Origin of the sequence: Companilactobacillus zhachilii (genome assembly GCF_003606365.2) — a bacterium.
Taxonomy (GTDB): Bacteria; Bacillota; Bacilli; order Lactobacillales; family Lactobacillaceae; genus Companilactobacillus; species Companilactobacillus zhachilii.
In genome coordinates, this window is the sequence record NZ_CP031933.2 from 1,026,225 (window position 1) to 1,049,532 (window position 23,308).

Annotated in this window: 19 protein-coding genes and 1 pseudogene; 14 read left to right on the forward strand and 6 right to left on the reverse strand. The window is 35.9% G+C overall.

Translation table 11 applies throughout. The annotated features are described in order from the left end of the window. The first annotated feature begins 6 nt into the window (after positions 1–6). The 4 genes from D1B17_RS04515 to D1B17_RS04530 all read left to right on the forward strand — a co-directional run bounded on the left by D1B17_RS04515 (position 7) and on the right by D1B17_RS04530 (position 5,716). Entirely contained in the window at positions 7–348 is a 342-nt protein-coding gene (locus tag D1B17_RS04515) for a YlbF family regulator (RefSeq protein WP_057891776.1), read from the forward strand. Positions 349–1,189: 841 nt separating this feature from the next. Further along, a complete protein-coding gene (locus D1B17_RS04520; RefSeq protein ID WP_120142841.1) occupies positions 1,190–2,353 on the forward strand; it encodes a metallophosphoesterase family protein in 1,164 nt (387 codons plus the stop codon). Positions 2,354–2,355: 2 nt separating this feature from the next. Further along, positions 2,356–4,785, forward strand: a complete 2,430-nt coding sequence (locus tag D1B17_RS04525) for an AAA family ATPase (protein WP_166806617.1) — start codon at positions 2,356–2,358, stop codon at positions 4,783–4,785. A gap of 31 nt (positions 4,786–4,816) precedes the next feature. Beyond that, on the forward strand, positions 4,817–5,716 hold the full coding sequence (locus D1B17_RS04530; protein WP_120144269.1) for a 3'-5' exoribonuclease YhaM family protein: 900 nt from the start codon (positions 4,817–4,819) through the stop codon (positions 5,714–5,716). A 185-nt stretch (positions 5,717–5,901) separates the two neighbouring features. Here D1B17_RS04530 and D1B17_RS04535 read toward each other — a convergent pair whose 3' ends face one another. The 4 genes from D1B17_RS04535 to D1B17_RS04550 all read right to left on the reverse strand — a co-directional run bounded on the left by D1B17_RS04535 (position 5,902) and on the right by D1B17_RS04550 (position 8,334). Then, a complete protein-coding gene (locus D1B17_RS04535; RefSeq protein ID WP_120142839.1) occupies positions 5,902–6,360 on the reverse strand; it encodes a universal stress protein in 459 nt (152 codons plus the stop codon). Between the two features lie 241 nt (positions 6,361–6,601). Continuing rightward, entirely contained in the window at positions 6,602–7,504 is a 903-nt protein-coding gene (locus tag D1B17_RS04540; RefSeq protein WP_120142838.1) for a peptidylprolyl isomerase PrsA, read from the reverse strand. A 106-nt stretch (positions 7,505–7,610) separates the two neighbouring features. Further along, positions 7,611–7,904 (reverse strand): hypothetical protein, encoded by a 294-nt coding sequence (locus D1B17_RS04545; RefSeq protein WP_120142837.1) that lies wholly within the window; start codon positions 7,902–7,904, stop codon positions 7,611–7,613. Between the two features lies 1 nt (position 7,905). Continuing rightward, a complete protein-coding gene (locus D1B17_RS04550) occupies positions 7,906–8,334 on the reverse strand; it encodes an HIT family protein (protein WP_120142836.1) in 429 nt (142 codons plus the stop codon). 89 nt (positions 8,335–8,423) lie between these two features. Between D1B17_RS04550 and D1B17_RS04555 the strand changes: the two genes are divergently transcribed. From D1B17_RS04555 to trmB, 3 genes are read left to right on the forward strand one after another with little or no spacing between them, the layout of a single operon-like run. Next, a complete protein-coding gene (locus tag D1B17_RS04555) occupies positions 8,424–9,158 on the forward strand; it encodes an ABC transporter ATP-binding protein (RefSeq protein ID WP_120142835.1) in 735 nt (244 codons plus the stop codon). Then, positions 9,158–10,375: an ABC transporter permease gene (locus D1B17_RS04560; RefSeq protein WP_120142834.1), complete on the forward strand. Its 1,218-nt coding sequence runs from the start codon at positions 9,158–9,160 to the stop codon at positions 10,373–10,375. Before D1B17_RS04555 ends, D1B17_RS04560 begins: the two co-directional genes overlap by 1 nt. 18 nt (positions 10,376–10,393) lie before the next feature. Continuing rightward, positions 10,394–11,041, forward strand: coding sequence for a tRNA (guanosine(46)-N7)-methyltransferase TrmB (trmB, locus tag D1B17_RS04565; protein WP_120142833.1), 648 nt, complete (start codon positions 10,394–10,396; stop codon positions 11,039–11,041). Positions 11,042–11,052: 11 nt separating this feature from the next. On the opposite strand, the gene D1B17_RS04570 is transcribed toward trmB, so the two are convergent. Next, positions 11,053–11,367, reverse strand: a complete 315-nt coding sequence (locus D1B17_RS04570) for a hypothetical protein (protein ID WP_120142832.1) — start codon at positions 11,365–11,367, stop codon at positions 11,053–11,055. A gap of 123 nt (positions 11,368–11,490) precedes the next feature. Here D1B17_RS04570 and D1B17_RS04575 point away from each other — a divergent pair, with 123 nt between their 5' ends. The 3 genes and pseudogenes from D1B17_RS04575 (at position 11,491) to murC (ending at position 14,285) form a co-directional block, all read left to right on the forward strand. Continuing rightward, positions 11,491–11,817: a thioredoxin family protein gene (locus D1B17_RS04575; RefSeq protein WP_120142831.1), complete on the forward strand. Its 327-nt coding sequence runs from the start codon at positions 11,491–11,493 to the stop codon at positions 11,815–11,817. Between the two features lie 496 nt (positions 11,818–12,313). Then, a pseudogene (gene ytpR, locus D1B17_RS12750) lies at positions 12,314–12,945 on the forward strand (YtpR family tRNA-binding protein). A gap of 8 nt (positions 12,946–12,953) precedes the next feature. Continuing rightward, positions 12,954–14,285 carry a UDP-N-acetylmuramate--L-alanine ligase gene (murC, locus tag D1B17_RS04585; protein WP_120142830.1) on the forward strand — a complete coding sequence of 444 codons (1,332 nt, stop codon included), beginning with the start codon at positions 12,954–12,956 and terminating at the stop codon, positions 14,283–14,285. Positions 14,286–14,697: 412 nt separating this feature from the next. Here murC and D1B17_RS04590 read toward each other — a convergent pair whose 3' ends face one another. After that, positions 14,698–15,888: a hypothetical protein gene (locus tag D1B17_RS04590; protein WP_120142829.1), complete on the reverse strand. Its 1,191-nt coding sequence runs from the start codon at positions 15,886–15,888 to the stop codon at positions 14,698–14,700. A gap of 196 nt (positions 15,889–16,084) precedes the next feature. Here D1B17_RS04590 and D1B17_RS04595 point away from each other — a divergent pair, with 196 nt between their 5' ends. The 4 genes from D1B17_RS04595 (at position 16,085) to polA (ending at position 23,306) form a co-directional block, all read left to right on the forward strand. Beyond that, positions 16,085–17,284: a metal-dependent hydrolase family protein gene (locus D1B17_RS04595; RefSeq protein WP_120142828.1), complete on the forward strand. Its 1,200-nt coding sequence runs from the start codon at positions 16,085–16,087 to the stop codon at positions 17,282–17,284. Between the two features lie 46 nt (positions 17,285–17,330). Continuing rightward, positions 17,331–18,572 carry a metal-dependent hydrolase family protein gene (locus D1B17_RS04600; RefSeq protein WP_120142827.1) on the forward strand — a complete coding sequence of 414 codons (1,242 nt, stop codon included), beginning with the start codon at positions 17,331–17,333 and terminating at the stop codon, positions 18,570–18,572. 108 nt (positions 18,573–18,680) lie between these two features. Beyond that, the gene (locus D1B17_RS04605; protein ID WP_166806698.1) at positions 18,681–20,087 is read left to right on the forward strand and encodes an MFS transporter; all 1,407 of its coding nucleotides are present in this window, start codon (positions 18,681–18,683) and stop codon (positions 20,085–20,087) included. Between the two features lie 561 nt (positions 20,088–20,648). Continuing rightward, positions 20,649–23,306: a DNA polymerase I gene (polA, locus tag D1B17_RS04610; protein WP_120142824.1), complete on the forward strand. Its 2,658-nt coding sequence runs from the start codon at positions 20,649–20,651 to the stop codon at positions 23,304–23,306. Positions 23,307–23,308 lie beyond the last annotated feature (2 nt).

Consider the following 23,308-nt stretch of genomic DNA (forward strand, 5'->3'; position numbering starts at 1 on the left):
GATCATATGAACATTTACGATAGTGCTAATCAACTCGAACAAGATTTAAGAAAGACAACCGAAGTTGCTGAATTAAAGCTTGCTTTTGAAGCTGTTAAAGCCAACGACTTGGCTTACAAGCTTTTCGACAAGGTTCAAAACAAACAATTTGAACTACAACAAAAGCAAATGCAAGGTCAAGAAATTACTGATGACGACATTAAAGCAATGCGTGAATTGACAGATCAACTTTCAAATTACACTGAAATCCAAAACTTAATGGAAAAAGAGCAAAAGATGAATTCAATGATGGATGAATTGAACAAAATCATTTCAAAGCCTATCGCAGAAATTTATCAAGATAAATAACAAGGACTTAGGGCTTAAGTAATTTGCTTAAGTCCTTTTCTTTTACAAGTTTAACGGTTGAAAATTAAATGTGCCGCCTTTAGGCCGCCTCCAAGAGCAAGAAATTTTGGTCGCTATGGGGACCGATTCGAGCCAAAGAGCGGTCTCGAATCTCGATTTTGAACTTCGAGAAAACCGTTCGAATTTCAAAAGTCGTCCCGTGGTGTAAGAGCTAAAGCTCTAACGCCACCTGCACAGCGACCAAAATTTCTTGCTCTTTCCGGCTCGCTCACTCTTTGATTTTTAATCAGGAGTGAATAGTTTTAAGTATCATGATGTCATTGATGACTAGGGTTATAGAATGCAGTGTATATTTTGATTTTAAATGTAATTTTTAATCCGTAATCAAAAAATCAACTGTGGTCTGTCTTCAAGCTATCCTTGAGTTAAGAAAGAACTAGTCGGAAGATTTGGACAGTGGTTACTGGCAGTGAAAGTAGTGTTAGGACGACCGTTTTTTGTCGTTCTTACAGCACCGGGCGCGTTTAAGACTTGCCGAACTTTGCAAGGCTTAAACCGAGGTTCGAGACAGTGGCTCGGGCCGTTCCGCACTGCCAGTAACCACTGTCCAAATCTGGAGACGGCATATCCATAATATAAATAATTTGAAGACACATCCTGCCACACATAAATTTAATATAAATTATCGTAAATTATTTCTTTTTATTTTTTCTTAAGGATTAAAATTGTAAAATTAATTATAGGTTAAACATGGTGCCAATTAGTTTTTTGAATATGAGTTTTAATAATCTTTGTATTCTTAAAATAAATCTTTCGTATATAGAAGCAAGGGAGTTTGAGAATGAAGTTTTTGCATGCAGCAGATTTACATTTAGATACACCTTTTATCGGTATTAGTAGTTTTTCAAAAGAACTTCAAAAAGAACTGCAAGAGTCAACTTATTCAGCAGCTAAAAAGCTCTTTGCTACTGCTTTGGAACAACAAGTTGATTTCGTTATTTTAGCGGGCGATATTTTTGACGATACTGATAGTTCGCTAAAGGCACAAATGTTTTTGCGTGATGAATTTGAAAAACTAAGGCAGGCTGAAATAAAGGTTTATTTAATTTATGGTAATCATGATTATTATCGTAATAATTTTGCTGTAGTAAAGTTCCCTGATAATGTGACTGTTTTTGGCCAAGATGTTACAACGGTCACACAGATGACGAAAGATGGTCAACGTGTTGGTCTGACTGGGTTCAGTTATTATCAACAACACATTAAGGAGTCAGTCGGTGCATCTTATCCTCAACGGGGTGATTTTGATTATCAAATTGGAATCTTGCATGCGGGTGTTGGTGATGACAATTATGCGCCATTTCAAGTTAACGACTTAATACAAAAGGGTTATGATTACTGGGCTTTGGGCCATATTCATAAGCGTCAAATATTGCATGAAACACCAATGGTCGTCTATCCAGGTGATCTGCAAGGGCGCAACCAAAACGATACTACGCCAAAGGGCTTTTATCTTGTTACCGTTGAAAATCAAGTGACTGAGATGAAGTTTGTCAAAAGTAGCCTTTATACTTGGGACAAAGCGACGATTGAAGCTCGAATTGAAGATACAACTGATTCTTTAATTAATAAGATTACTGATGTCTTGGATAGTCCGGAAGTTCTATTAACTTTAACAATCAATAATGCTCAAAAACTGAATACTGATGTTTTGAAAATGTTGAAGCGAAATGAAATTCTTCAACACTTTAATAATGTCAAAACGCCAAGTGTTCTTTATAAAATATATTTAAAATTTAATGATAATCCCCAATTATCACAAATTGATCAAAAATATTGGGACGAGGCCGAAGAAACAACAATTAATTTAGATGATATTAAAGACCTTGATAGTAAATTGTATTCCTCAAGTATTATTCGTGATCACATTAATGATCCTGATTTCTTGAAAGTCATAACGGAGATGACTCGTAATACGATTAATCAAAAATATACTGGAGAATAATCGTGAAATTAATTAGAGCAAACGTATACGGTTTCGGTAAATGGGTTGACCAAGAATTTGATTTTGCGCAAGATTATCAAGTTATTTTTGGTGCTAACGAGGCCGGTAAGACAACCTTACTGAATTTTATCCAAAGTATTCTCTTTGGTTTTGCTTCAGCACGTGGTGAAAATAAGTTTTTACAATATAAGCCACGTAACAGCAGTAAATATGGTGGTGAATTAATTTTTCAAGCGGATGATGGTAGTAGTTGGACTGTCAAAAGAATCGACGGTAAAGGCGACGGTGATCTCACACTTTTCCACGACGACCAAGAAGTTCCGGGGGAATTGCTTTCAAAAATTATTGGTAGTTTCAGTAAAGATGATTTCGTCAATACACATGTCTTCGATGATAAGAACATCTTGTCGATCTATGGTTTAGATGAAAGCAAATTGGAAACGGAAGTCATGTCGATTGGAGCTGTTGGCAGTAAAGAGTGGTTAGCAACTGCCGATGGCTTGGAACACGCCGCTGATGATATTTACAAAGCTCGAGGGCAAAAGCAACCGCTAGTCGTGAGTTTAAAGCGTTATGACGAACTGATTGAAGAAAAGTCGGAAATTGAAAACCAGCAAGTAGCTTATCAACGAGTTAAGAATAAGTTGGATGAGACTGAAACCGATTTTAATAATAATGCAATTCAATTGAAACAGATGAGTGAGACCGAGAATAGTTTACGTAATTTGGATAAGAAGTGGTCACGCTATGAACAATTGCAACAAAGCTATGACTCGGACCATAATGCCAAAATTATTGATAGTGAAGATTGGGAGCGAGTGCTTAAAGCAAATCAAGAATTGAGTACGCTTAAGGAAACGGCCACTCCCAATAAAATTGCTGACTTAGATAATGTTGAGAAAAGCATCTTAAAAAACTATCGCATTAATCAGACTCGCTTAGATTATGTACGTAATCAAAAATTTGAGTTACAAAACTTGCAGTTTCACCGCGATGATATGAACTCTAAACTTTTAAAAGTCGATACCCAAGTTGATCAGTTGTTTAAGAATCACCCAGAATTATCTGAGAAAATGTTACCTTTGACGGGTGATGAGATTGACCAATTGTCGCCGCAAACGAATAGAAAAAATAATTTATCTTTAATAGTTTGTTGTGTTGCGGTAGTTTTAGCTTTCATTATTAGTCCGTTACGTTGGTTGTTTATTTTGGCAGCCTTAGGTAGTGGTGCCTGGTACGGATATCAGGAGTGGAGTAACCGACAAAAATCGGATTTGAACAATTACCCATTTCTCCAAGTTAAAGGTTATTCGGGGTTATCTCGTGAAGCAATTTTGGGTATTCAGGGAACTGTAATTGCACTGGATAATTTTCACACCACCCAAAACGGATTGATCGATGGAATTAAATCAATTGAAGTTGATTTGAATAAGTGGCGCAAGATATTGTTGGAATTGAATGTTCTTGAAGGTTCATATAAAGATGATAACTACAATGAACAAATTGAGAAATATTTTGCTAGATTAGACCAAATTAGAGCTAAAGCGGATGTAGCCGAACAAAGTCAAGCGCAGTCACAAAAGATTGCCGATGAGCGGGAATTACGTTTGAAGCAATTAAATAAAGAAATTTTTGCCATCTTACAAAAATATCAAGCCGTTAATATGAATATGTTCACGCAAATGCATACCCAACAAATTGAAAACCAAAAGACTTTGTCACAAATTAAACAAGATAAAGATTTCTTAGGGAATGACCTGTCGGAGTTGAAAAAGTATGCTAATCATGAGGCTTTGAGTCAAGAATTGAATCAAGCAACCATTAAGAAAACTGACTTAGCTAATAAAAATAATGAATTGAGTCGGCAAATGGGGTCTTTAAAAGAACGAATGCAACAAATTTATGACAATAAACAATATCAACACATCGTGACGGAATTAGCACAAAATAAGCAGGATATTATTGAGTATTATGACGAATGGATCTCCAATAAGTTAGCAAGTAGTTGGATTAGAAATATGTTGAATATTGCGACTGAAAATCGTTATCCAAAGATGATTCAAAAGGCGACTCAGTATTTTAGTTTGTTGACCAATCGTCACTATATTAAGATTGATTTTCGGAAAAAAGATATTGTTGTAACAAGTGATAATAAAAATGTTTTTGACGTTCATGAGTTATCCAAGGCGACGACGATACAGTTATATTTAGCCTTACGTTTAGCTTTTGTAACGGAAATATCTGATTTGATCAAGTTACCGATTTTAATTGACGATGCATTTGTTGATTTTGATATTTCACGGAAAGAAAATGTCTTTGATTTAATTAAAGAAATTGCTAAAAATAATCAGGTTATTTATGTAACTGCTAATCAACCGGAAGACATTCCAGAGAATCACATTTTGAAATTGGGGGAAAAAGAGATTGCCTAAGCGTATAAATGAATTTAATCAAGGCGAAGACATGAGTTTAGAAGTAATTATTAAGCGTTCTGATTTTCGTCTAGCCAAGAATGGGAAAAATTTTCTATCATTAGTTTTTGAAGATAAATCAGGACAAATACCTGGTAAATATTGGGATGCCAGTCAAGAAGATGCTCAAAAGTATCGTGTCGGAACAATCGTTCAATTAGAAGGCCGTCGTGATTTGTATCAAGGCAAGCCACAAGTTAACATTACTCGATTAGGTTTGTTGGATCCGGAAACGGTTGATATGTCACAATTCGTTCAGACAGCACCTATGAAACGTGTTGATATGGAAAATGAATTCGATGATGTTTTCTTGCAAATCACTAATGGTGCATGGAATCGTGTCGTTAGATATTTATTTAAGAAATATCACGATCGATTTTTCACTAGTGCCGCTGCTAAGACTAATCACCATGATTTTCAGGGAGGTTTGGCTTTTCATACTTTAAGTATGGTGCGAATGGCAGAAAATATTTCTGATCAATATCCCCAAATCAATCGAGCTTTATTAATTGCCGGTGCTTGTTTGCATGACTTTGGGAAAGTAATTGAGCTGACAGGTAACCTAGATATTGAATATACTTTCGAAGGAAACATGCTAGGTCACATTACGATAGTTGATGAAGAAATTGTAAAAGCGGCTGAGGAGCTAAAAATAAGCCTTGAGAGCGAAGATATGATCTTACTTCGTCACATGATTTTGTCACATCATGGTTTACTTGAGTATGGCTCACCTGAACGTCCTAAATTGTTGGAGGCGGAGGTTTTACATAACATTGATATGATGGATGCTTCCATCAATATGATTACGAAGGCGTTAGATAAAACTGAAAGTGGTAAGTTTTCGGAAAGAATTTTTGGTTTGGATAATAGATCATTTTACAAGCACAGTTAGTTGTTGTTAATTTGCTGTCTCTGAGCACAAGAAATATTGGCGCTGTTTTTTATACAATATAACTGATTAATTCGATAAAGGATTCCGCGTTATTTGAAATTGAATATAAGAAAAGGCTAGATATTTTTTCTTGGTATAAATCCAGAAAGATATCTAGCCTTTTGACTATATTCAATGTTTATAGTTTATCTAACAACGATAACAGATACTGGAGCTCGTTTGGCCAATCTGGGACCGATTGCACCAGTAATTTTAGAGTGGGGGAATTGTGTATCTGCTCCGGTTACAAGTAGGTCGGGTTTAAAGTCGGGAATAACGTGTTTTAGAATGACATCGTCCACATCACCGCCATCATAGGCAAGTGGGGTAACATCTTTGACTCCGTTATTTTCAGCTTGTTCGACGTATTGATTGATAATTGTTTTAAGTTCTTCGCGTTTTTGACTAATTTTTGAAGGGGTTAATGAATCAAAAATATTGATATCTTCACTTTCCATTACTGATGCGATACCTAGATGAGCATCGTAATCATGGGCGAGTGTGCAGGCAAGTCGAAAGGCACGGACAGTTGATTCGTGGTCATCAGCATCTACAGTTAGTAAAATTCGTCTGTAAACTAAGGGGTCTTGAAGTTCATTATCCATAAAGATGGTCCTCCTAATCATTGATTACTATCTTTATCATAAACATAGATTTTTGGATAAAACAAGCACAAAGAGTACGTTTCGTTGCAGTGAAAAAAATAGTTTAGGGGGACGTAATTTTCGTTACTCTTTGCTTAGGGTAAAACAAATGGCACCAGCAATCCAAAACCGGATTACTGGTGCCATTATTTATCAAAAGCTGAACATTTTTTGTTCTACTTTCATGAATTAAAAATTTAAATTACTTCTTTGATGAAGATGATGATGAAACGTAACCTGAAAGAACATCTTTCAAGTCGCTATCCTTGATAGAAACATCAGCCTTCTTCAAGACTTTAGAAACAACTTTTTGCATAACTGTTGAATCTTGCATCCATGAGGCATATAGCTTAGCTTTAAGTTCGGCTGTGTGATCACTCATCTTACCCTTAGCAGGTTTCTTAACAAGTTTGATAACACTGTAACCGTAGCTTGTCTTAACAGGTGTATCTGTGTAGTCGCCAACTTTGTTTAGCTTGTATGCAGCTGTCTTAAAGTCAGTGTCGATACTTGTACTGTCGTTATCAAAGGCAGCCATCTTACCACCCTTGTCCTTTGTAGCAGAGTCAGTTGAGTATTCCTTAGCTAACTTAGCAAAGTCTTCACCGTTTTGAAGTTTTGTAATAACTTCTTTAGCAGTATCTTCTTTACTTACAAGAATTTGTGCAACTTGGATCTTAGGTTGGTAACTCTTCCATTCCTTCTTAAGATCTTTGTTTGTAACGGTCTTGTTCTTCTTCAAAGCAACCTTTGTAAGAAGGTTAGTACGAATATTCTTCTTGAATTGGGCAGTTGTCATACCGTTTTGTTGAAGAATTGAGCTAAATGATGAACCATATTGACTCTTGTACTTGTTGTATTCACTATTAACTTGTTTTGTGGATACATCTTTACCATATTGGTCTTCCAAGGCCTTTGTGATAATCATAGTTTGAAGTGTTTGCTTACCAGATGAAGAACTCTTCATTTCTTTATAGTATTCATCTTGAGTAATTCTGCCACCTTTAAGAGTAGCAACAGTCTTGTTACCAGAACAACCAGCAACAACTGTTATCATAAATAGACCAGCAATAGCTAGGATCCATTTAGTTAAACGTTTATTCATCTTTACACATCCTTAATTAATATGTCTACAATTGAAAAGACTACCATAAAAAATCGTGAATAGTTTATCATTTTACGAAAAAATCACAAAAAATTCATATTTGGCACTATTGTTTCTTAAACTTGTCCAGATTTTCTTGCATATCTTGAATCGAGGCTTGTAATTCCTCAACATCTGGCTTGATACTAGTTGAATAATCATTAAGGTCTTTTTGAATACCAGATAATACTTCTGGAACAACGCTGGAATTTTTTTGTAGATCGGCTAATATATCTTTAAAATCTTTTATATTATGAAATAACTTGGTATCATTGATACTAGGTGTGACATCTTTTGATTGAAATAGTTGTAGGGCAGCCCCTGAAATGGTTCCAATCATGAATCCAGCAAAAAATTTCATTTTAATCCTCCAAGTTTTGTTTGATCTTGTCGGCACGTGCTTGCAATTCTTCATTACTTGCTAGACCGGTGTTGTCTCCCCAGTGCATTGAGAAATCATCGTCTTTTGAATAGCGGGGTACTAAGTGGATGTGTGAATGCATAACACTTTGATAAGCAATTTCACCGTTATTTTGGCAGATGTTCATGCCGATAATGTCGGGATTTGAAGCTTTGATGGCACGGGCAATCATCGGAACCTTTTTGAAGACACGTTCAGCCAAATCCTCGTCATAGGCGAAGATATCCTTAACGTGTTTCTTAGGAACAACAAGGGTATGACCAGGTGTGACTTGTGAAATATCGAAGAATGCCTTGATATCATCATCCTCGTAGATTGTTGTGCTAGGAATTTCATTGTTAATTATTTTGCAAAAGATGCAATCATCCATAGAAAAATCTCCTTTCAAAAAACAGCATTATATTTACTATAATGCTATCATAATAACATTATTAAAAACAGATATAGGTGGTTTAAACCATGACTTTAGAAGTAAAAGAACTGACCGGTGGATACGGTCAAGTATCAGTTTTGAAGAAAGAGACTTTCACCGTTGAAAGTGGACAAGTAGTCGGTCTAATTGGACTGAACGGGGCTGGTAAATCAACGACAATCAAGCACATTATTGGTTTACTGACACCTCGTGGCGGTCAAATCTTGATTGACGGTATTAGTTTGCACGATGATGTTGAGAAGTATCGTAAAAAGATTGCTTATGTTCCCGAAATGCCAATTCTTTATCCAGAGTTGACTTTAAAGGAACACATAGATTTAACAATCATGGCTTACGATTTGGATCACGATAAAACTTGGGCTAACGCTAATAAATTATTGAAGACTTTCCGACTCGATAATAAGTTAGACTGGTTCCCACAGAATTTTTCTAAAGGTATGAAGCAAAAGGTGATGATTGTCTGTGCCTTCATGACTGATGCAAGTTTATTCATTATTGATGAGCCGTTTACGGGACTTGATCCTTTAGCGGTAAATGATTTGCTGAATATTGTTGAAGCAAAGAAAAAGGCTGGTTGTTCAGTTTTGATGTCAACCCATGTTTTAGCTACTGTACAAAACCATGCCGATAAATTTGTTTTGATTAACCATGGTCAAGTTAGAGCAGATGGGACACTTGATCAATTGAAGTCTAAATTTAACATGGAAGCTGACTCAAATTTGGATGACATTTATATTAAGATGTCAAACGAGGACTTATAATGTTAAAACTTTGGAATGAACGACTAAGAAGACATCAACTTAGTCAATTTAAATATCTTAGATTGATTTTTAACGATAATTTTGTCTTAGCCTTTATTGTTTTAATTGGGGCGCTAGGCTTTTGGTATTCTAATTTGCTGGGAACGATTCATCATACCTTAGTTTTGGGTAAGCCAATTGTAATTATTTTATTGTTTTTGGCTGTACAAGTTGGTGGGATAGCCACGTTATTAGAAGAACCTGATAGCACGTTCTTACTAGTGAAGGAAAAAGATTTTTATAAATATTTTAAAGCAGCTAAGAATTACAGTAGTTTTGTCCCAGTTGTAACCTTGGCATTAGTTAACTTTTTATTGTCAGCCTTTGCTTCTCGGGGAGCTGGCTTAAAGGTTATTGATATTGTGGCGATTGCAGTTGGTTTAATCGTTTATAAATTAGCTTTTTTGAATGTAAACTTAATGGAACTTTATGACCGTGCTCATTTCGGTAGTATTAGTATGCGTTTGGCATCAAATATCTTGTTAATAGTAGCTTTGATTGTTTCAACCTATTTGTTTAGTTGGACGATGCTAATCGTGGGAGTAGTTTATTACCTTTATTTAAATACTCAAGTCCAGACGTTGGAAACTAGTGGTCAGTTACAATGGAAATTAGCTATTGAAACGGAAAATCAACGAATGTTTCGGATTAAACGTTTCTACAACTTGTTTACTGATGTTCCGGGTGTTAATAGTAAAATCAAACGTCGTAAGTGGCTTGATGGTTTATTGACGCCAATCAAACCGGTCGCAAGTAATACGTATTTATATTTATTTGCGCGTGGATTTGTTAGAAATAATGAATACATTGGGTTATTCTTGCGTTTGACAATTATTCAAGCTATCATGCTTGCTCTGATTGATAATTTTTATATTTCGCTGATAGTTGAAATGCTCTTTATTTATTTAGTTGGTTTCCAATTGAAGCCTTACTTTAAAGAGGTTATGCAAAACTTGATGCAACGGCTTTATCCAATCAGTGGTAAGACTAAAATCGCTGATTTTACTAAATTAAGTACGATAATTTTGTCAATTCAGTGGTTAATCAGTGCATTGGCAATTCTTTATAAATTTGGTTTAAGTTTGAATAGTTTAATTATCATTGTAGCTGGTTTGGCTGTATTGATTTTCGTCAACTATTTCTACATGCCAAGACAATTGAAAAAATATCTAGATTAATGGAGAGAATTAATATTTATGAGATTAAGAAACAAACCTTGGGCTAAAGACATGATCAATGACAACCTTGATTTAATCGCCATTCAACCAGAAAACATGCAAGGTAAATGGCAAAGCCGTTTTGCTAAAGAACAGCCGTTATTTATTGAAGTTGGCTCAGGTAAGGGTAGATTTATTACTGAATTAGCTAAGCAAAATCCGCAAAATAATTATATTGCGATGGAAGTTCAAGAAGGGGCCATTGCTTTGGTACTAAAAAAGCAAGTTGAGTTAAAATTACCCAACTTGCAATTGTTATTAGCTAATGGTGCTGATTTATCTGAATATTTTGCTGAGAATGAAGTTGACGGAGTTTACCTAAACTTTTCCGATCCATGGCCAAAAACGCGTCACGAAAAGCGTCGCCTAACATACAAATCATTCTTAAAACAATACCAATACATTTTAAAAGATGATGGTTATTTACAATTTAAGACTGATAATCAAGGCTTGTTTGAATATTCATTGATCAGTATGAATAATTATGGAATGAAGTTTGATGAAATTTCTTTGGACTTACACAATAATGAAAGTCTAAATATGAATAACATCGAAACTGAGTATGAAGAAAAGTTCTCAAAAAAAGGCTTCAGGATCAATTACCTGAAAGCCCAATTTAAAAATTAATATTTAATTGTTTACTGTACTTTTTTAATGTTAAGTAATTCACCAGTCATGGCGTCTGCGATGAAGTGGTATTGAACAACATCGAATTCGTCCATAGTGGTTACTCCACCGACGATTCCCCAAGTTGCACGACCGTTCACGTCAACGCGTTGGTAAAATGGTTCGACCCATGAACCGATGACTTTGCTATCTTCGCCCAAAACGGACTTAACTTTATTAATAATCTTCTCGCTATCTAGATGGTGTTTTACTAAGACTGTAGCAGCGGCAGAAGCAGCTAGAACAGTACCAGCAACGATTAATGAACCGATACCTTTTTTACTCATAAAAATCACTCCTTGATTTCGATTTACTGATATATTACCACTATTATATATCAATCCGATGCTCAAGAGCACTTAATTGACCGTTTAACAAATAAAAAGTATCTTATTGAAGAGGTGAATAATATGAAAACATTTGAAGATTATGGTGTAAAAGATTGGCACGAGATTACTAAAGAGGGAAAACATATTTTATTTTTCCACGCTGATTGGTGCCCAGATTGCAAATTTATCGAGCCTAAATTACCAGAACTTGAAAAAGAGTATTCTGACTTTAACTGGATCAGTTTCAATCGTGATGATAATATGGAAATTGCTCAAGAATTAGGCATTATGGGAATTCCTAGCTTTGTTATTATTGAAAATGGCAAAGAAATTGGTAGACTAGTAAATAAAGATCGAAAAACTAAAGAAGAAGTTGAGACCTTTATTAACGGTGTAATTAACGCTTAGTATTAACATTGCTTAGATAGCCGCCTCCGGGCGTAAGAAATTTGGGCTGCTGTGGGGACCGGTTGGAGCCAAGGTCTCCAATCTCGATTTTGAACTTCGCCAAGAACGCGAATTTCAAAACTCGTCCCGTATTGTAATGGCTAAAGCCATAACAATACCTTCACTGCTGCCTAAATTTCTTACGCTCGGAGGCTAGTGTATTAGTTACTTCTGGTTGAATTTTTCATATGAATTTTCTTATTACAAATATGAATATTTAATAAAAATGATACTAGTTGGAAGAGTGAAGAAAGATTAACAGACAGTGAAAGTGGTGTTAGTGCTTTAGCACTTACACCACCGGGCGTATTTGGAGACTTGCTTGCAAGTCTTCAAATCGAGGTCTGAGACCTTGGCTCAGACCGGTCCGAACCGCCAGTTAATCTTTCTTCACTCTGGAAACGGCATAATACTAAATATTAATTAACAAATAAATTAATCAAGTGAGGGAAAAAACTTGCTATTAAGCTTTTATAATCCAGATGTTTTAGGGGATGTCTTGATTGTCGAGACAGCAGAAGATGTTGCGGCACAAGATACGACTCAAAAAGATAATGTAGTACGTATTTTTAATACAGAAACTAATGATGCCATTGGATTCAACTTTTTGGACTTGGTGAAGCGCTAGGTATCCAAAATGAATCCGGTCAAGTATTTCTTGATGACAAGCAAGTAGACACTTTGAATAGTGCCATTGCTAAAGCAGGTTTTTCTGATAAATTAGAGACTGATAATAGTCCCAAGTTCGTTATTGGACATGTTGATGAAATGGAAGCACATCCTGATTCAGATCATTTGCACATTACTCAAACAAGTGTTGGTTTAGATAAACCTGTACAAATCGTTTGTGGTGCGCCAAATATTGAACAAGGTCAACTAGTTGTCGTTGCATTGCCGGGTGCGGTAATGCCAACCGGAGCTGAAATTTGGCCTGGTGCCTTACGTGGCGTTGATAGTTATGGGATGATTTGTTCTGCTCGTGAATTAGGTATTCCTAATGCACCACAAAAACGTGGAATTTTGGTACTCGATAATGGTACAGCAGGACAAGCATTTGATTTTGAAGCAGCTAAGAATTTGTTCGATTAGGAGTTATTATGGAAAATACAGTCTATCATTTTGTTGGAATTAAAGGTACAGGTATGAGTGCTTTAGCACTTATTTTGAAAGACCTAGGATATGAAGTTCAGGGATCAGATATTGATAAATATACATTTACTCAACGTGGCCTTGAACAAGCAGGTATTAAAATCTTACCTTTCGATGAAAATAATATTCATGAAGCTTTGACAATTGTTAAAGGAAACGCTTTTAATGATGACCAAGTAGAAATTAAAAAAGCTAATGATATGCATTTATCAGTTATTACATATCCAGAATTAGTTGGTAAATTGGTTAATGATTATACATCAATTGGTATTGCTGGTTCACATGGTAAGACAAGTACAACTGGTCTTTTGGCACATACACTTAGTGGAATTGCTAAGACTTCATACTTGATTGGTGATGGTACTGGTAAAGGTATCAAAGATGCAAAATTCTTTGTATTTGAAGCTGATGAATATCGTCGTCACTTCTTAGCTTACTCACCAGATTACTTGATCATTACAAATATTGATTTTGATCACCCTGATTACTTCTTCGGTGGAATCAATGATGTTGTTGATGCCTTTGAGTCAGAAGCTAGAAAGACTAAGAAGGGTATCTTTATCTGGGGTGAAGATAAACATGCTAAGTCAATCAAGGCTGATGCTCCAATTTATACATATGGTTTGAATGAATCAGATTATATTCGTGCAACTAATATCAAGCGGACTGTTAAAGGTTCATCATTTGATGTTTCAATTAATGGTGAAAATATTGGTAATTTCCAAGTTCCATTGTTTGGTGAACACAATGTTCTTAATTCACTAGCTGTTATCGGTGTCGGTCATATGGAAAAACTTGATCACGCTTTGATCAACCGTGAACTACAAACATTCAGTGGTGTTAAGAGACGTTTCAGCGAAAAGAAAGTAGCTGATCAAGTTATCATTGATGACTATGCTCACCATCCACAAGAAATTAAAGCTACCATTGACGCTGCTAGACAAAAATATCCTGACAAAAAGATTATTGCTGTCTTCCAACCACATACTTATACAAGAACGTTAGCCTTAATGGATGACTTTGCTAAGTCACTTGATTTGGCTGATGAAGTTTACTTGACTAATATCTTTGGTTCCATTCGTGAAGCCCATGGTGATATTACAAGTAAAGATCTTGGTGACAAGATTCATAAGGGTGGTAACGTTCTAACGCTTGACGACCTTTCATCATTATTGGATTATCACAATACAGTGATGATTTTCATGGGTGCCGGGGATGTTCAAAAGTATGAAACTGCTTATGAACAATTGTTAAGCACTTTGAATCCTAATCAACAATAAAAATAAAGCTAAGCAATCTGATTTTTGGATTGCTTAGCTTTTTTATATGCCGCCTCCAGGAGCAATGAAATTAGGTACGCTATGGGGACCGGTTGGAGCCAAGGTCTCCAACCTCGATTTTGAACTTCGCAAAGTGCGCGAATTTCAAAACTCGTCCCGTGGTGTAATGGCTAAAGCCATAACGCCACCTTCACAGCGACCTAATTTCATTGCTCCTGGAGGCTAGTTTATTTGTTGTTTTTTTACAATATTGAGATTGATTTGTATGCTGTTTACTATCTTGATACTTCGGAAAACTAGAGTGTCATAACTTAAAGTCTATTTTGAAACTTTTAACATTTGGTTACTTAATCATTAATACTTTTGAAAATTTAATTCACAGTAATCTAAATTTATTGTTGATGTGGTTTTATCACAAAAGTTTCAAAAAGACTGATGCGATGATAACTGATGCCACTGATACGGTTGCAAATCCTCCGACGAGCATTTTAGGTAAGATGGATTCGGTTAGATAGGCTTTTTCGTCGTCGCTTTGAGCAACACTTTGGCAAATTTCGGTTGTTAGGATGAAATCGGCAGGAAATCCAAAGAGGGCTGTTAATGAACAGGCAAAGGCCATTTCACGGCTCATACCAAATGGCTTTGCTAATAGGAATGAGGCTACAAACATACCGAGGATTCCTAGTAAAATTAAAACGATAATTTGAATAATAATATGTCCGATAATAGCAGGTGTGGTCAAGCTTAGTTGGGCAAAGATGTATGACAATAGTCCATACATTAGCCAGTTGAAGACTTTAGCTTTATCAAGGGCATTTGTTTCAATGAAACCGAGTTGATGGGCGATTACACCCAGGATTAGACAGATGACGTTGGCGTTGATTTCTCCGTGAACGAGGCTGGCTAACCAGTTTCCTAGTAAAGCAATCAAGGCAACACGAGTAATGATAAAGACGGGTGTTTGAAATTGGTCAGGCAATTTAAAAGCTGGTTTATTAACTGTTTCAGAAAGATTATGTTTTTTAATAATTTGGGCGACTTCAGAAGTGGGGTCGTCTTTTTCATTGTGATATTTAGTTGAAAGTCGATGTCCTTCTTTACGCAAAAGGAGGGCCGTTAATGGATAACCAATCATTGAATGCATGATAAACATTGAAACTGGGAGAGCTACTAGGGTTGTGATGCCGGCAGCTTTCAATCCGTTAGTCATCAATAATGCAGCAACGATACCACCAGTTAATGGTGGAACTGCAGCAACAACTGTTTTCCAGTTAAAGAATAATGATCCAATGGTTAAAGTGAAAATTAATGTACCAGTAACGCCTAGAAGCGCGATACAAACAGCTTTCCACTGGTTAGCCAATTCCTTTAGATCCATTAAGCTTCCCATCTGTACCAATAACATCGACATCGCAACCCCGACGAATTGGGGTGTATAAGAAGCTTGTGTAACGATATTTTTTGGTAGAATAGTCCAAAATCCGATGGCGAAGAGGACCGCGGTGATGAAAATTGAAGGTACGAATGCTTTGGTAGCGGCAGAGGCCCACTCACCGATCAATATGAAAATCATGACAGTTGTGAACGATAGTAGATAAGTCATATTTTTGACCTCCTGAAATTTATTGGCAAAAATTATTAGTTACAGCGCAAATTTTGCGAGCATTTAATAAATATGGCAATAAATAAAGCATTTATTAGACAAAAAGTATAATTATATCAAAAATAATTTGTACATTTTGACTTTAAAACTATTTCAATTTAAGCTAAATTTAAATTTTATTTAGGAGGACTTTATCGTGGAAACTCTTTACAAGAATTTTAATTTATTTGATGGCAAAACAGCTCAAATTCAAAAAGATGCTTGGTTTATCGTTGATGATAAGTCTGGAGAAATTATTAAGTTAGGCTTTAAAGATGCACCTGATGCTGAACACATCGTTGATTTGCAACAAAAGTATGTCATGCCTGGATTGATCAATTCGCATGTTCACTTAATGATGAATGCAATTACTAATAAGTTGAATTATTTGTCAGAGGCTGAAGTTACTTTTACAGCGTTAAATAATTTAAAAGAGGCACTTCAAGCTGGTGTTACTTATGTGAGAGATTGCGGTTGTGCCTTCGATGTGGATATTAAATTGCGTCGCTTACAAGAAGAAGGTCAATTGGGTGGAACCGAAATAGTGCCATCTGGACGTCCAATGTCAATCACAGGTGGACATGCTGACTTTACTGAAGGACTTGATGGCGAAACAACTTGGGGCAATATTGTCGATTCCCCTGATGAAATGCGTCATGCTGTTCGTCGTGAGTTTAAACTGGGTGCTAAAAATATCAAAATCATGGTTACCGGTGGTGTCATGTCGGCGACTGATAAGATTGATGATGTAGAACTTTCAATGCCTGAATTGGAAACTGTTGTTGAAGAAGCTCACAACAAACATATGACAGTTGCCGCCCATGCTGAAGGTGCCAAAGGTATTCATGAAGCAATTGTTGCTGGAGTAGACTCAATTGAACACGGTTGCTTAATTACAGATGATGACATTGAGTTAATTAAGCAAAAAGGCATTTATTTAACACCGACAGTTATCGCAACATACTCTATTCCAGCCTATGGTGAAGGCAAATTGCCAGATTATATGATTGAAAAAGCCAAAGGTTTCAAGGAACAATTCTATGCACGTATGAAAGTAGCCATTCCTGCAGGAGTTAAATTATCTTTTGGTACTGATGCTGGGACTCCATTCAATCGTTTCGGCGATATTCCAAAAGAGCTAGAACTGCTGACTGATGTTGGAGCAACCAATGAAGAAGCCTTACTATCAGCAACAAAAAATAGTTCCCACTTGTTAGGAATTGATGACAAATATGGTTCACTAGAAACCGGAAAAATCGCCGATTTCTTAGTGCTTGATGATGATCCCATTGCTGATATTAAGGCTGTTCAACAAGCTGATAAAGCTGTTTATAAAAAAGGCGTTAAGGTATTTTAATTAGTAAGATTTGTCGAAGACTTAATTAAAATTTTAGGAGATACAGATGAATAAGACATTTACCAACCTCAATTTATTTAATGGAATTGACGAAACAATTGTTAGAAATAGTTATTTTACCGTCAATGAAAGTGGTCGTATTACTGAAATTGGGGTAGGTATTCCCAATGATGACAGTCAGAAAATAGATTTGAAGGGAAAATACGTGATGCCAGGGATGATAAATGCCCATACTCATATCATGATGGATCCCTTTCTCAATAAATTTAATTATGCATCTGAAACTGAAGTGACTTTCGAGGCGTTGAATAATTTGCAAAAACTTTTGCTGTCAGGAGTTACTTATGTGAGAGACTGTGGTTGTGCCTTTGATGTTGATATTAAATTACGTAAGTTACAAGAAGATGGGCAACTCAAAGGAACTGAAATTTTACCATCTGGTCGTCCGATGACAATGACAGGTGGCCACGCAGATTTTGTTGAAGGACTTGATGGGGAAACGACTTGGGGTCATATTACGGATTCTAACGATGCTATGCGTCATGCCGTTCGTCAGAATTTCAAACGTGGTGCTAACAATATTAAAGTCATGGTCACAGGTGGAGTAATGTCACCAACTGACCAAGTTGACGATGTTGAATTAACAGAAGAAGAAATTCGTATAGCGGTTGAAGAAGCTCACAGTAAGCACATGACAGTGGCAGCACACGCCCAAGGTAATCGTGGAATTCAGTTTGCACTCAATGCTGGTGTTGATTCAATTGAGCATGGAATTTATCTTGATAAAAAACAAGCTGAATTTATGAAAGATAATGATATCTGCTTAGTACCGACCTTGAGTGCCTGTGTTAATATTGAAAAATTTGCAAAAGGTAAAGTTCCAAATTATATGTACTTGAAAAATCAAGCTGTTAAGGCCGATTTATTCAGAAATGCAACAATGGCTACACAAAAAGGTGTCAAAATTATTGTTGGGACCGATGCTGGAACACCCTTTAATAGTTTTGACACGGGCACGGCAGATGAAGTTGTATTACTTACTGAATTAGGATTAACACCTTATCAAGCTCTATTAGGAACAAACATTTATGCGGCTGAATTATTAAAGATTGATGACCAATATGGCAGTATTGATGTTGATAAATTTGCTGATTTTTTGGTATTGGACGAAAATCCATTAGATGACATTACTGCAATTAGACAAGCTAATAAACTAGTTTATAAAAAAGGTGAGTTAGTTAATAAAAAAGTAAATGTTGGGCTGAATGAAGTAGCTGATTTGTTATAAAAGTTAGATTCTTTTCTAGCATAAATTTTTTTAAAATAGTAAAGTATAGGGTAAGAGCTAGGCTATGACAGAGCAGATTGTCATGGCCTTTTTGTATGAAAAGAGGTCATTGGTTTGGATAATTCCGTATCAACTCGGGTTAAATTGTCAATTTTGGCAGTGGGATTGTTATCATTTACAGGTATTTTAATTGAAACATCAATGAATGTGACATTTCCAACATTGGTTAAAATGCTTAACGTCAGTCTGGGTACAGTTCAGTGGCTGACAACGGGATATTTATTGTTAACAACAATTGTTATGAGTACAACGGCTTATCTTTTGAAAAAATTTAATCCGCTAAAGTTATTTATTTTCGCAACCGCTTGTTGTTTTATCGGTTCGCTGGTTTGTTTAATGGCACCTGATTTTCCAGTTTTGCTAGGTGGGAGATTATTACAGGCAGTCTCTACAGGACTTTCAACACCATTGATGTTCAATTTGATTTTTGAGGAAATACCTACTTCTAAGTTAGGGCTATATACTGGTTTAGCTGGGATTGTAATTTCATTAGCTCCTGCCTTAGGGCCTACCTATGGTGGTGTCGTTAATGGCTTGTGGTCGTGGCGTGAAATATTTGTAGGTGTTTTGCCATTAATTATTTTATTGTTTATTATTGGGATTTTTACTATTCGTGGTCAAGCTCGAGGTACAAAGGGGATTTCCTTTGATTATTTGAGTGTGGCAGGATTAGCCATAATTTTCTCAACAATTTTATTTACTTTTGATCAAGCAGGTCGCTATGGCTGGGATTCTAAGAAATTTTTACTTTGGGTATTAGGTTCGTTAGTGATTTTTATAATATTTACTTGGTACAATCGTCAAAGTAGTCGTCAATTGATAGATTTTTCAATATTAAGAGTTCCAGTTTTGAGGTTACGTTTATTTGGATACTTTAGTTTGCAATTTATAAATATCGGTTTGTCATTTGTTTTGCCGATATTTGCTCAAACAGTTTTAAAACTAGATTCAGCACAGGCTGGATTAATGCTACTACCGGGTTCGTTGCTAGGTGCAGCAGTCGGCCCTATTGCCGGTTATATGTACGATAGACGAGGAGCTTGGATTCCACTATTGATCAGCGGTTTATTAATAACTGTTGGTTCAGGTCTATTTTGGATTAAGAGTGAAAGCTTGACGATGGTGGGGATTATTTGGATTTATATTTTAGTAAGGATTGGTTTCAGTATGGGATTTGGAGTCTCATTATCCGACGGAAGCGTTCAAGTAAAGGGGGCGAAGAAGTCGGACCAAAATTCGCTTTATAGTATGATGCAACAATATGCGGGTTCACTAGGAACAAATGTCTTGTCGGTTGTTATTTCAGCAGTGGCTATAACAAGTGGCACCAATAATGAAGTTTTGAACACAATAGCGGGTGCAAAAATTGACTTTGCTATTTTAACTGTTCTATCGTTACTAGTATTGTTATCAATTATTTATGTTTATTTCAGATATGAAAGACAAAAAGATTAATTGAAAATCTTGGGAAGTTTGGTTAGTTGCCGTCTCTGGGTGTAAAAAATGTTGGCGCTGTGGGGACCGGTTCGAGCCGAAAAGCGGTCTCGAACCACGATTTTGAACTTCGCAAAGTACGCGAATTTCAAAACTCGTCCGGTGGTGTAATGACTAAAGCCATTACACCACCGTCACTGCAGCCAATATTTTTTGCACCCAGAAACTAATATATTTGTTATTTTTAAAACAGTGCTGTATTATTTGAAGTTTAATATAATCAAAAGGGCTAGATATTTTTTGTATACCAAGAAAAATATCTAACCTTTTTTTACATTGGATTCTATAACCAAAGTTGAGAAAAAACTGATGCGGTAAGAGTTGTTTTTTATCTTTCACAGTCAAGTGATTATAGGTTAACCCCATAGCTACCAAAATCTCTTGCTCTTGGAGGCGGAATATTTAACATGCATATTGACTGGAGGTTGCGTAGTGATGGGTAACTTTAATTTCACTAATCTGTTACAACGCAGTCTGATTTGTTAAAATAGAATTAGTTAATTCAGTTTTATTGGAGAATATATGTCAAAAAATAAAAAATTACTTTTAATAGATGGAAATAGTGTGTCATTTCGAGCTTTCTTTGCTATGCACAACGTTTTAGATAAGTTTGTTACTGGCGAAGGAATCCACACAAATGCACTATACGCATTCAACAACATGTTGGAATTGATTTTAAAAGATGAACAACCAACACACGCTTTAGTTGCTTTTGATGCTGGTAAGACAACTTTTAGAACCAAGATGTTTGATGAGTACAAGGGTACACGTGCTAAGACACCCCAAGAATTGATGGAACAATTGCCATTGATTCAAGAGATGTTAAATTACCGTGGGATAAAAACGTATGAGTTACCAGACTATGAAGCTGACGATATCATCGGTACAATGTCACGTAAAGCTGAACTGGATGGCATGGACGTGACGATTATCACCGGTGATCGTGATTTGACTCAGTTAGCAACTGATAAAGTTACGGTTAAAGTTAACGTTAAAGGTGTTACGGAAACCGAAGCATATACCCCAGAGCACGTTCAAGAAAAATTAGGCATTACACCTAAACAAATCATTGATATGAAGGGCTTAATGGGTGATACATCTGACCATTATCCTGGTGTTGAAAAAGTCGGTGAAAAAACCGCTATCAAATTGATTAATGAATACGGTAGCGTTGAAGGTATTTATGATCATGTCGATGAGATGAAGAAGAGTAAATTAAAAGAACACTTAATTAATGACAAAGACAAAGCATTTTTGAGTAAAAAGTTGGCTACGATTAATTTGGAAGCCCCAGTCGAATTGTCATTGGGTGATTTAGAGTATCGTGGTGATAACCAAGAACAATTAGTTCAGTTTTATCAAAAAATGAACTTCAAAACTTTCTTAAGTCGAATGGATATTCCACAAGAAAATACTTCTGAAGCTTTAGCAGATATTAAAGTGCAACCATTAGATGCTACTGCTATTAAAGCAATTGCTGGTAACACTAAGCCACAAACATTAATCGTTGAAGGTTTTGGTGAAAATTATCATTTGGCTCCAATTGTTGGTTTAGCAATATCGGATGGTAAAAACTATTACGGAACGACTGATGTTTCGGTATTAGAAAATGCTGATTTGAAAGCTTGGCTAGCTGATGAGACAAAGGAAAAGTATCTCTTTGATAACAAGCGAACGATTGCGTTATTGCATCGTTATGGTTGTGATATAGCTGGTATTAGTTTTGACATGTTATTAGTGGCCTATTTATTGGATACTAATGATAACAAGCAAGATATCGGTTTAGTTGCCAAAAACTATAATGTCAATTTGCCATCAGAAGAAGAATTTTATGGTAAAGGTGTTAAGAAGGCTGTTCCTGAAGACACTGATATTTTATTGAACTTCTTAGCTCAAAAGGCACAAGTAATTGCAACTTTAAAAGATAAGATGATGTCTGAATTGAAAGATAATGATCAGGACAGTCTTTATGATGAGATTGAACTTCCATTATCAAATGTCTTGGCCAGTATGGAAATTAAAGGTATTACAGTTGAAGTTTCCAAGTTAAAAGAAATGGAAAATACTTTTGCCACTCGTTTAGCCGAAATTGAAAAGAAAATTTATCAAGAAGCAGGCAAAGAATTTAATATTAATTCGCCTAAACAATTGGGAGTAGTCTTGTTCGAAGATTTGAAATTACCTGTTGTTAAGAAAACTAAGACTGGCTATTCTACATCAGTTGATGTTTTGGAGAAATTAAAAGATAAGTCACCAGTAGTTCAGATGGTTTTAGATTATCGTCAAATTTCTAAAATTCAATCAACTTATGTAGTCGGATTACAAAAGTTTGTTCAACCAGATAACAAGATTCATACGATTTATTTACAAACTTTGACCCAAACAGGTCGTTTGTCATCAATTGAACCAAACTTGCAAAATATTCCAATTCGAATCGACGAAGGTAAGCAGATTAGAAAGGCATTCGTGCCACAGCATGAAGATTGGGAAATCTTTTCAGCCGATTATTCACAAGTTGAATTACGTGTTTTAGCTCACATTTCGGGTGATGAACATATGCAAGAGGCGTTTAAGGAAGATTACGATATTCATGCTCATACGGCCATGCGTATTTTTGGCTTGAATAGTACTGATGAGGTAACACCAAATATGCGTCGTCAAGCTAAAGCTACTAACTTCGGAATTGTATACGGAATTAGTGATTATGGTTTGTCACAAAATATTGGTATCAGTCGAAAACAAGCTGCGGCCTTTATCGAATCTTACTTTGAACAATATCCTGGTGTTAAGAAATACATGGATGATATTGTTAAATATGCACGCGAGAACGGTTATGTTGAAACAATTATGCACCGTCGTCGTTATTTACCAGATATTCACTCAAGTAACTTTAATATTAGAAATTTTGCCAAACGGACGGCAATGAATACGCCTATTCAAGGTAGTGCGGCTGATATTATTAAAGTTGCCATGATCAATATGCAGAAGATGTTGAAAAAAGAAAACTTGCAAGCTAATTTATTGCTACAAGTACATGATGAAATGATTTTTGAAGCTCCAAAATCAGAAATTGAGACTTTAGAAAAATTAGTGCCAAGCGTGATGGATTCAGCTGTCAAACTTGATGTTCCTTTGAAGGTCGAAACAGCTCATGGTCAAACTTGGTATGAAGCAAAGTAGGT

Bases quoted from the DNA above. Each gene is read 5' to 3' on its own strand.
- polA (WP_120142824.1), top strand. From the start codon at position 20,649: ATGTCAAAAAATAAAAAATTACTTTTAATAGATGGAAATAGTGTGTCA.
- D1B17_RS04550 (WP_120142836.1), bottom strand. From the start codon at position 8,334: ATGGATGATTGCATCTTTTGCAAAATAATTAACAATGAAATTCCTAGC.
- D1B17_RS04570 (WP_120142832.1), bottom strand. From the start codon at position 11,367: ATGAGTAAAAAAGGTATCGGTTCATTAATCGTTGCTGGTACTGTTCTA.
- D1B17_RS04545 (WP_120142837.1), bottom strand. From the start codon at position 7,904: ATGAAATTTTTTGCTGGATTCATGATTGGAACCATTTCAGGGGCTGCC.
- D1B17_RS04540 (WP_120142838.1), bottom strand. From the start codon at position 7,504: ATGAATAAACGTTTAACTAAATGGATCCTAGCTATTGCTGGTCTATTT.
- D1B17_RS04535 (WP_120142839.1), bottom strand. From the start codon at position 6,360: ATGGATAATGAACTTCAAGACCCCTTAGTTTACAGACGAATTTTACTA.
- D1B17_RS04575 (WP_120142831.1), top strand. From the start codon at position 11,491: ATGAAAACATTTGAAGATTATGGTGTAAAAGATTGGCACGAGATTACT.
- D1B17_RS04520 (WP_120142841.1), top strand. From the start codon at position 1,190: ATGAAGTTTTTGCATGCAGCAGATTTACATTTAGATACACCTTTTATC.
- murC (WP_120142830.1), top strand. From the start codon at position 12,954: ATGGAAAATACAGTCTATCATTTTGTTGGAATTAAAGGTACAGGTATG.
- D1B17_RS04515 (WP_057891776.1), top strand. From the start codon at position 7: ATGAACATTTACGATAGTGCTAATCAACTCGAACAAGATTTAAGAAAG.
- D1B17_RS04555 (WP_120142835.1), top strand. From the start codon at position 8,424: ATGACTTTAGAAGTAAAAGAACTGACCGGTGGATACGGTCAAGTATCA.
- trmB (WP_120142833.1), top strand. From the start codon at position 10,394: ATGAGATTAAGAAACAAACCTTGGGCTAAAGACATGATCAATGACAAC.
- D1B17_RS04530 (WP_120144269.1), top strand. From the start codon at position 4,817: ATGAGTTTAGAAGTAATTATTAAGCGTTCTGATTTTCGTCTAGCCAAG.
- D1B17_RS04600 (WP_120142827.1), top strand. From the start codon at position 17,331: ATGAATAAGACATTTACCAACCTCAATTTATTTAATGGAATTGACGAA.
- D1B17_RS04590 (WP_120142829.1), bottom strand. From the start codon at position 15,888: ATGACTTATCTACTATCGTTCACAACTGTCATGATTTTCATATTGATC.
- D1B17_RS04560 (WP_120142834.1), top strand. From the start codon at position 9,158: ATGTTAAAACTTTGGAATGAACGACTAAGAAGACATCAACTTAGTCAA.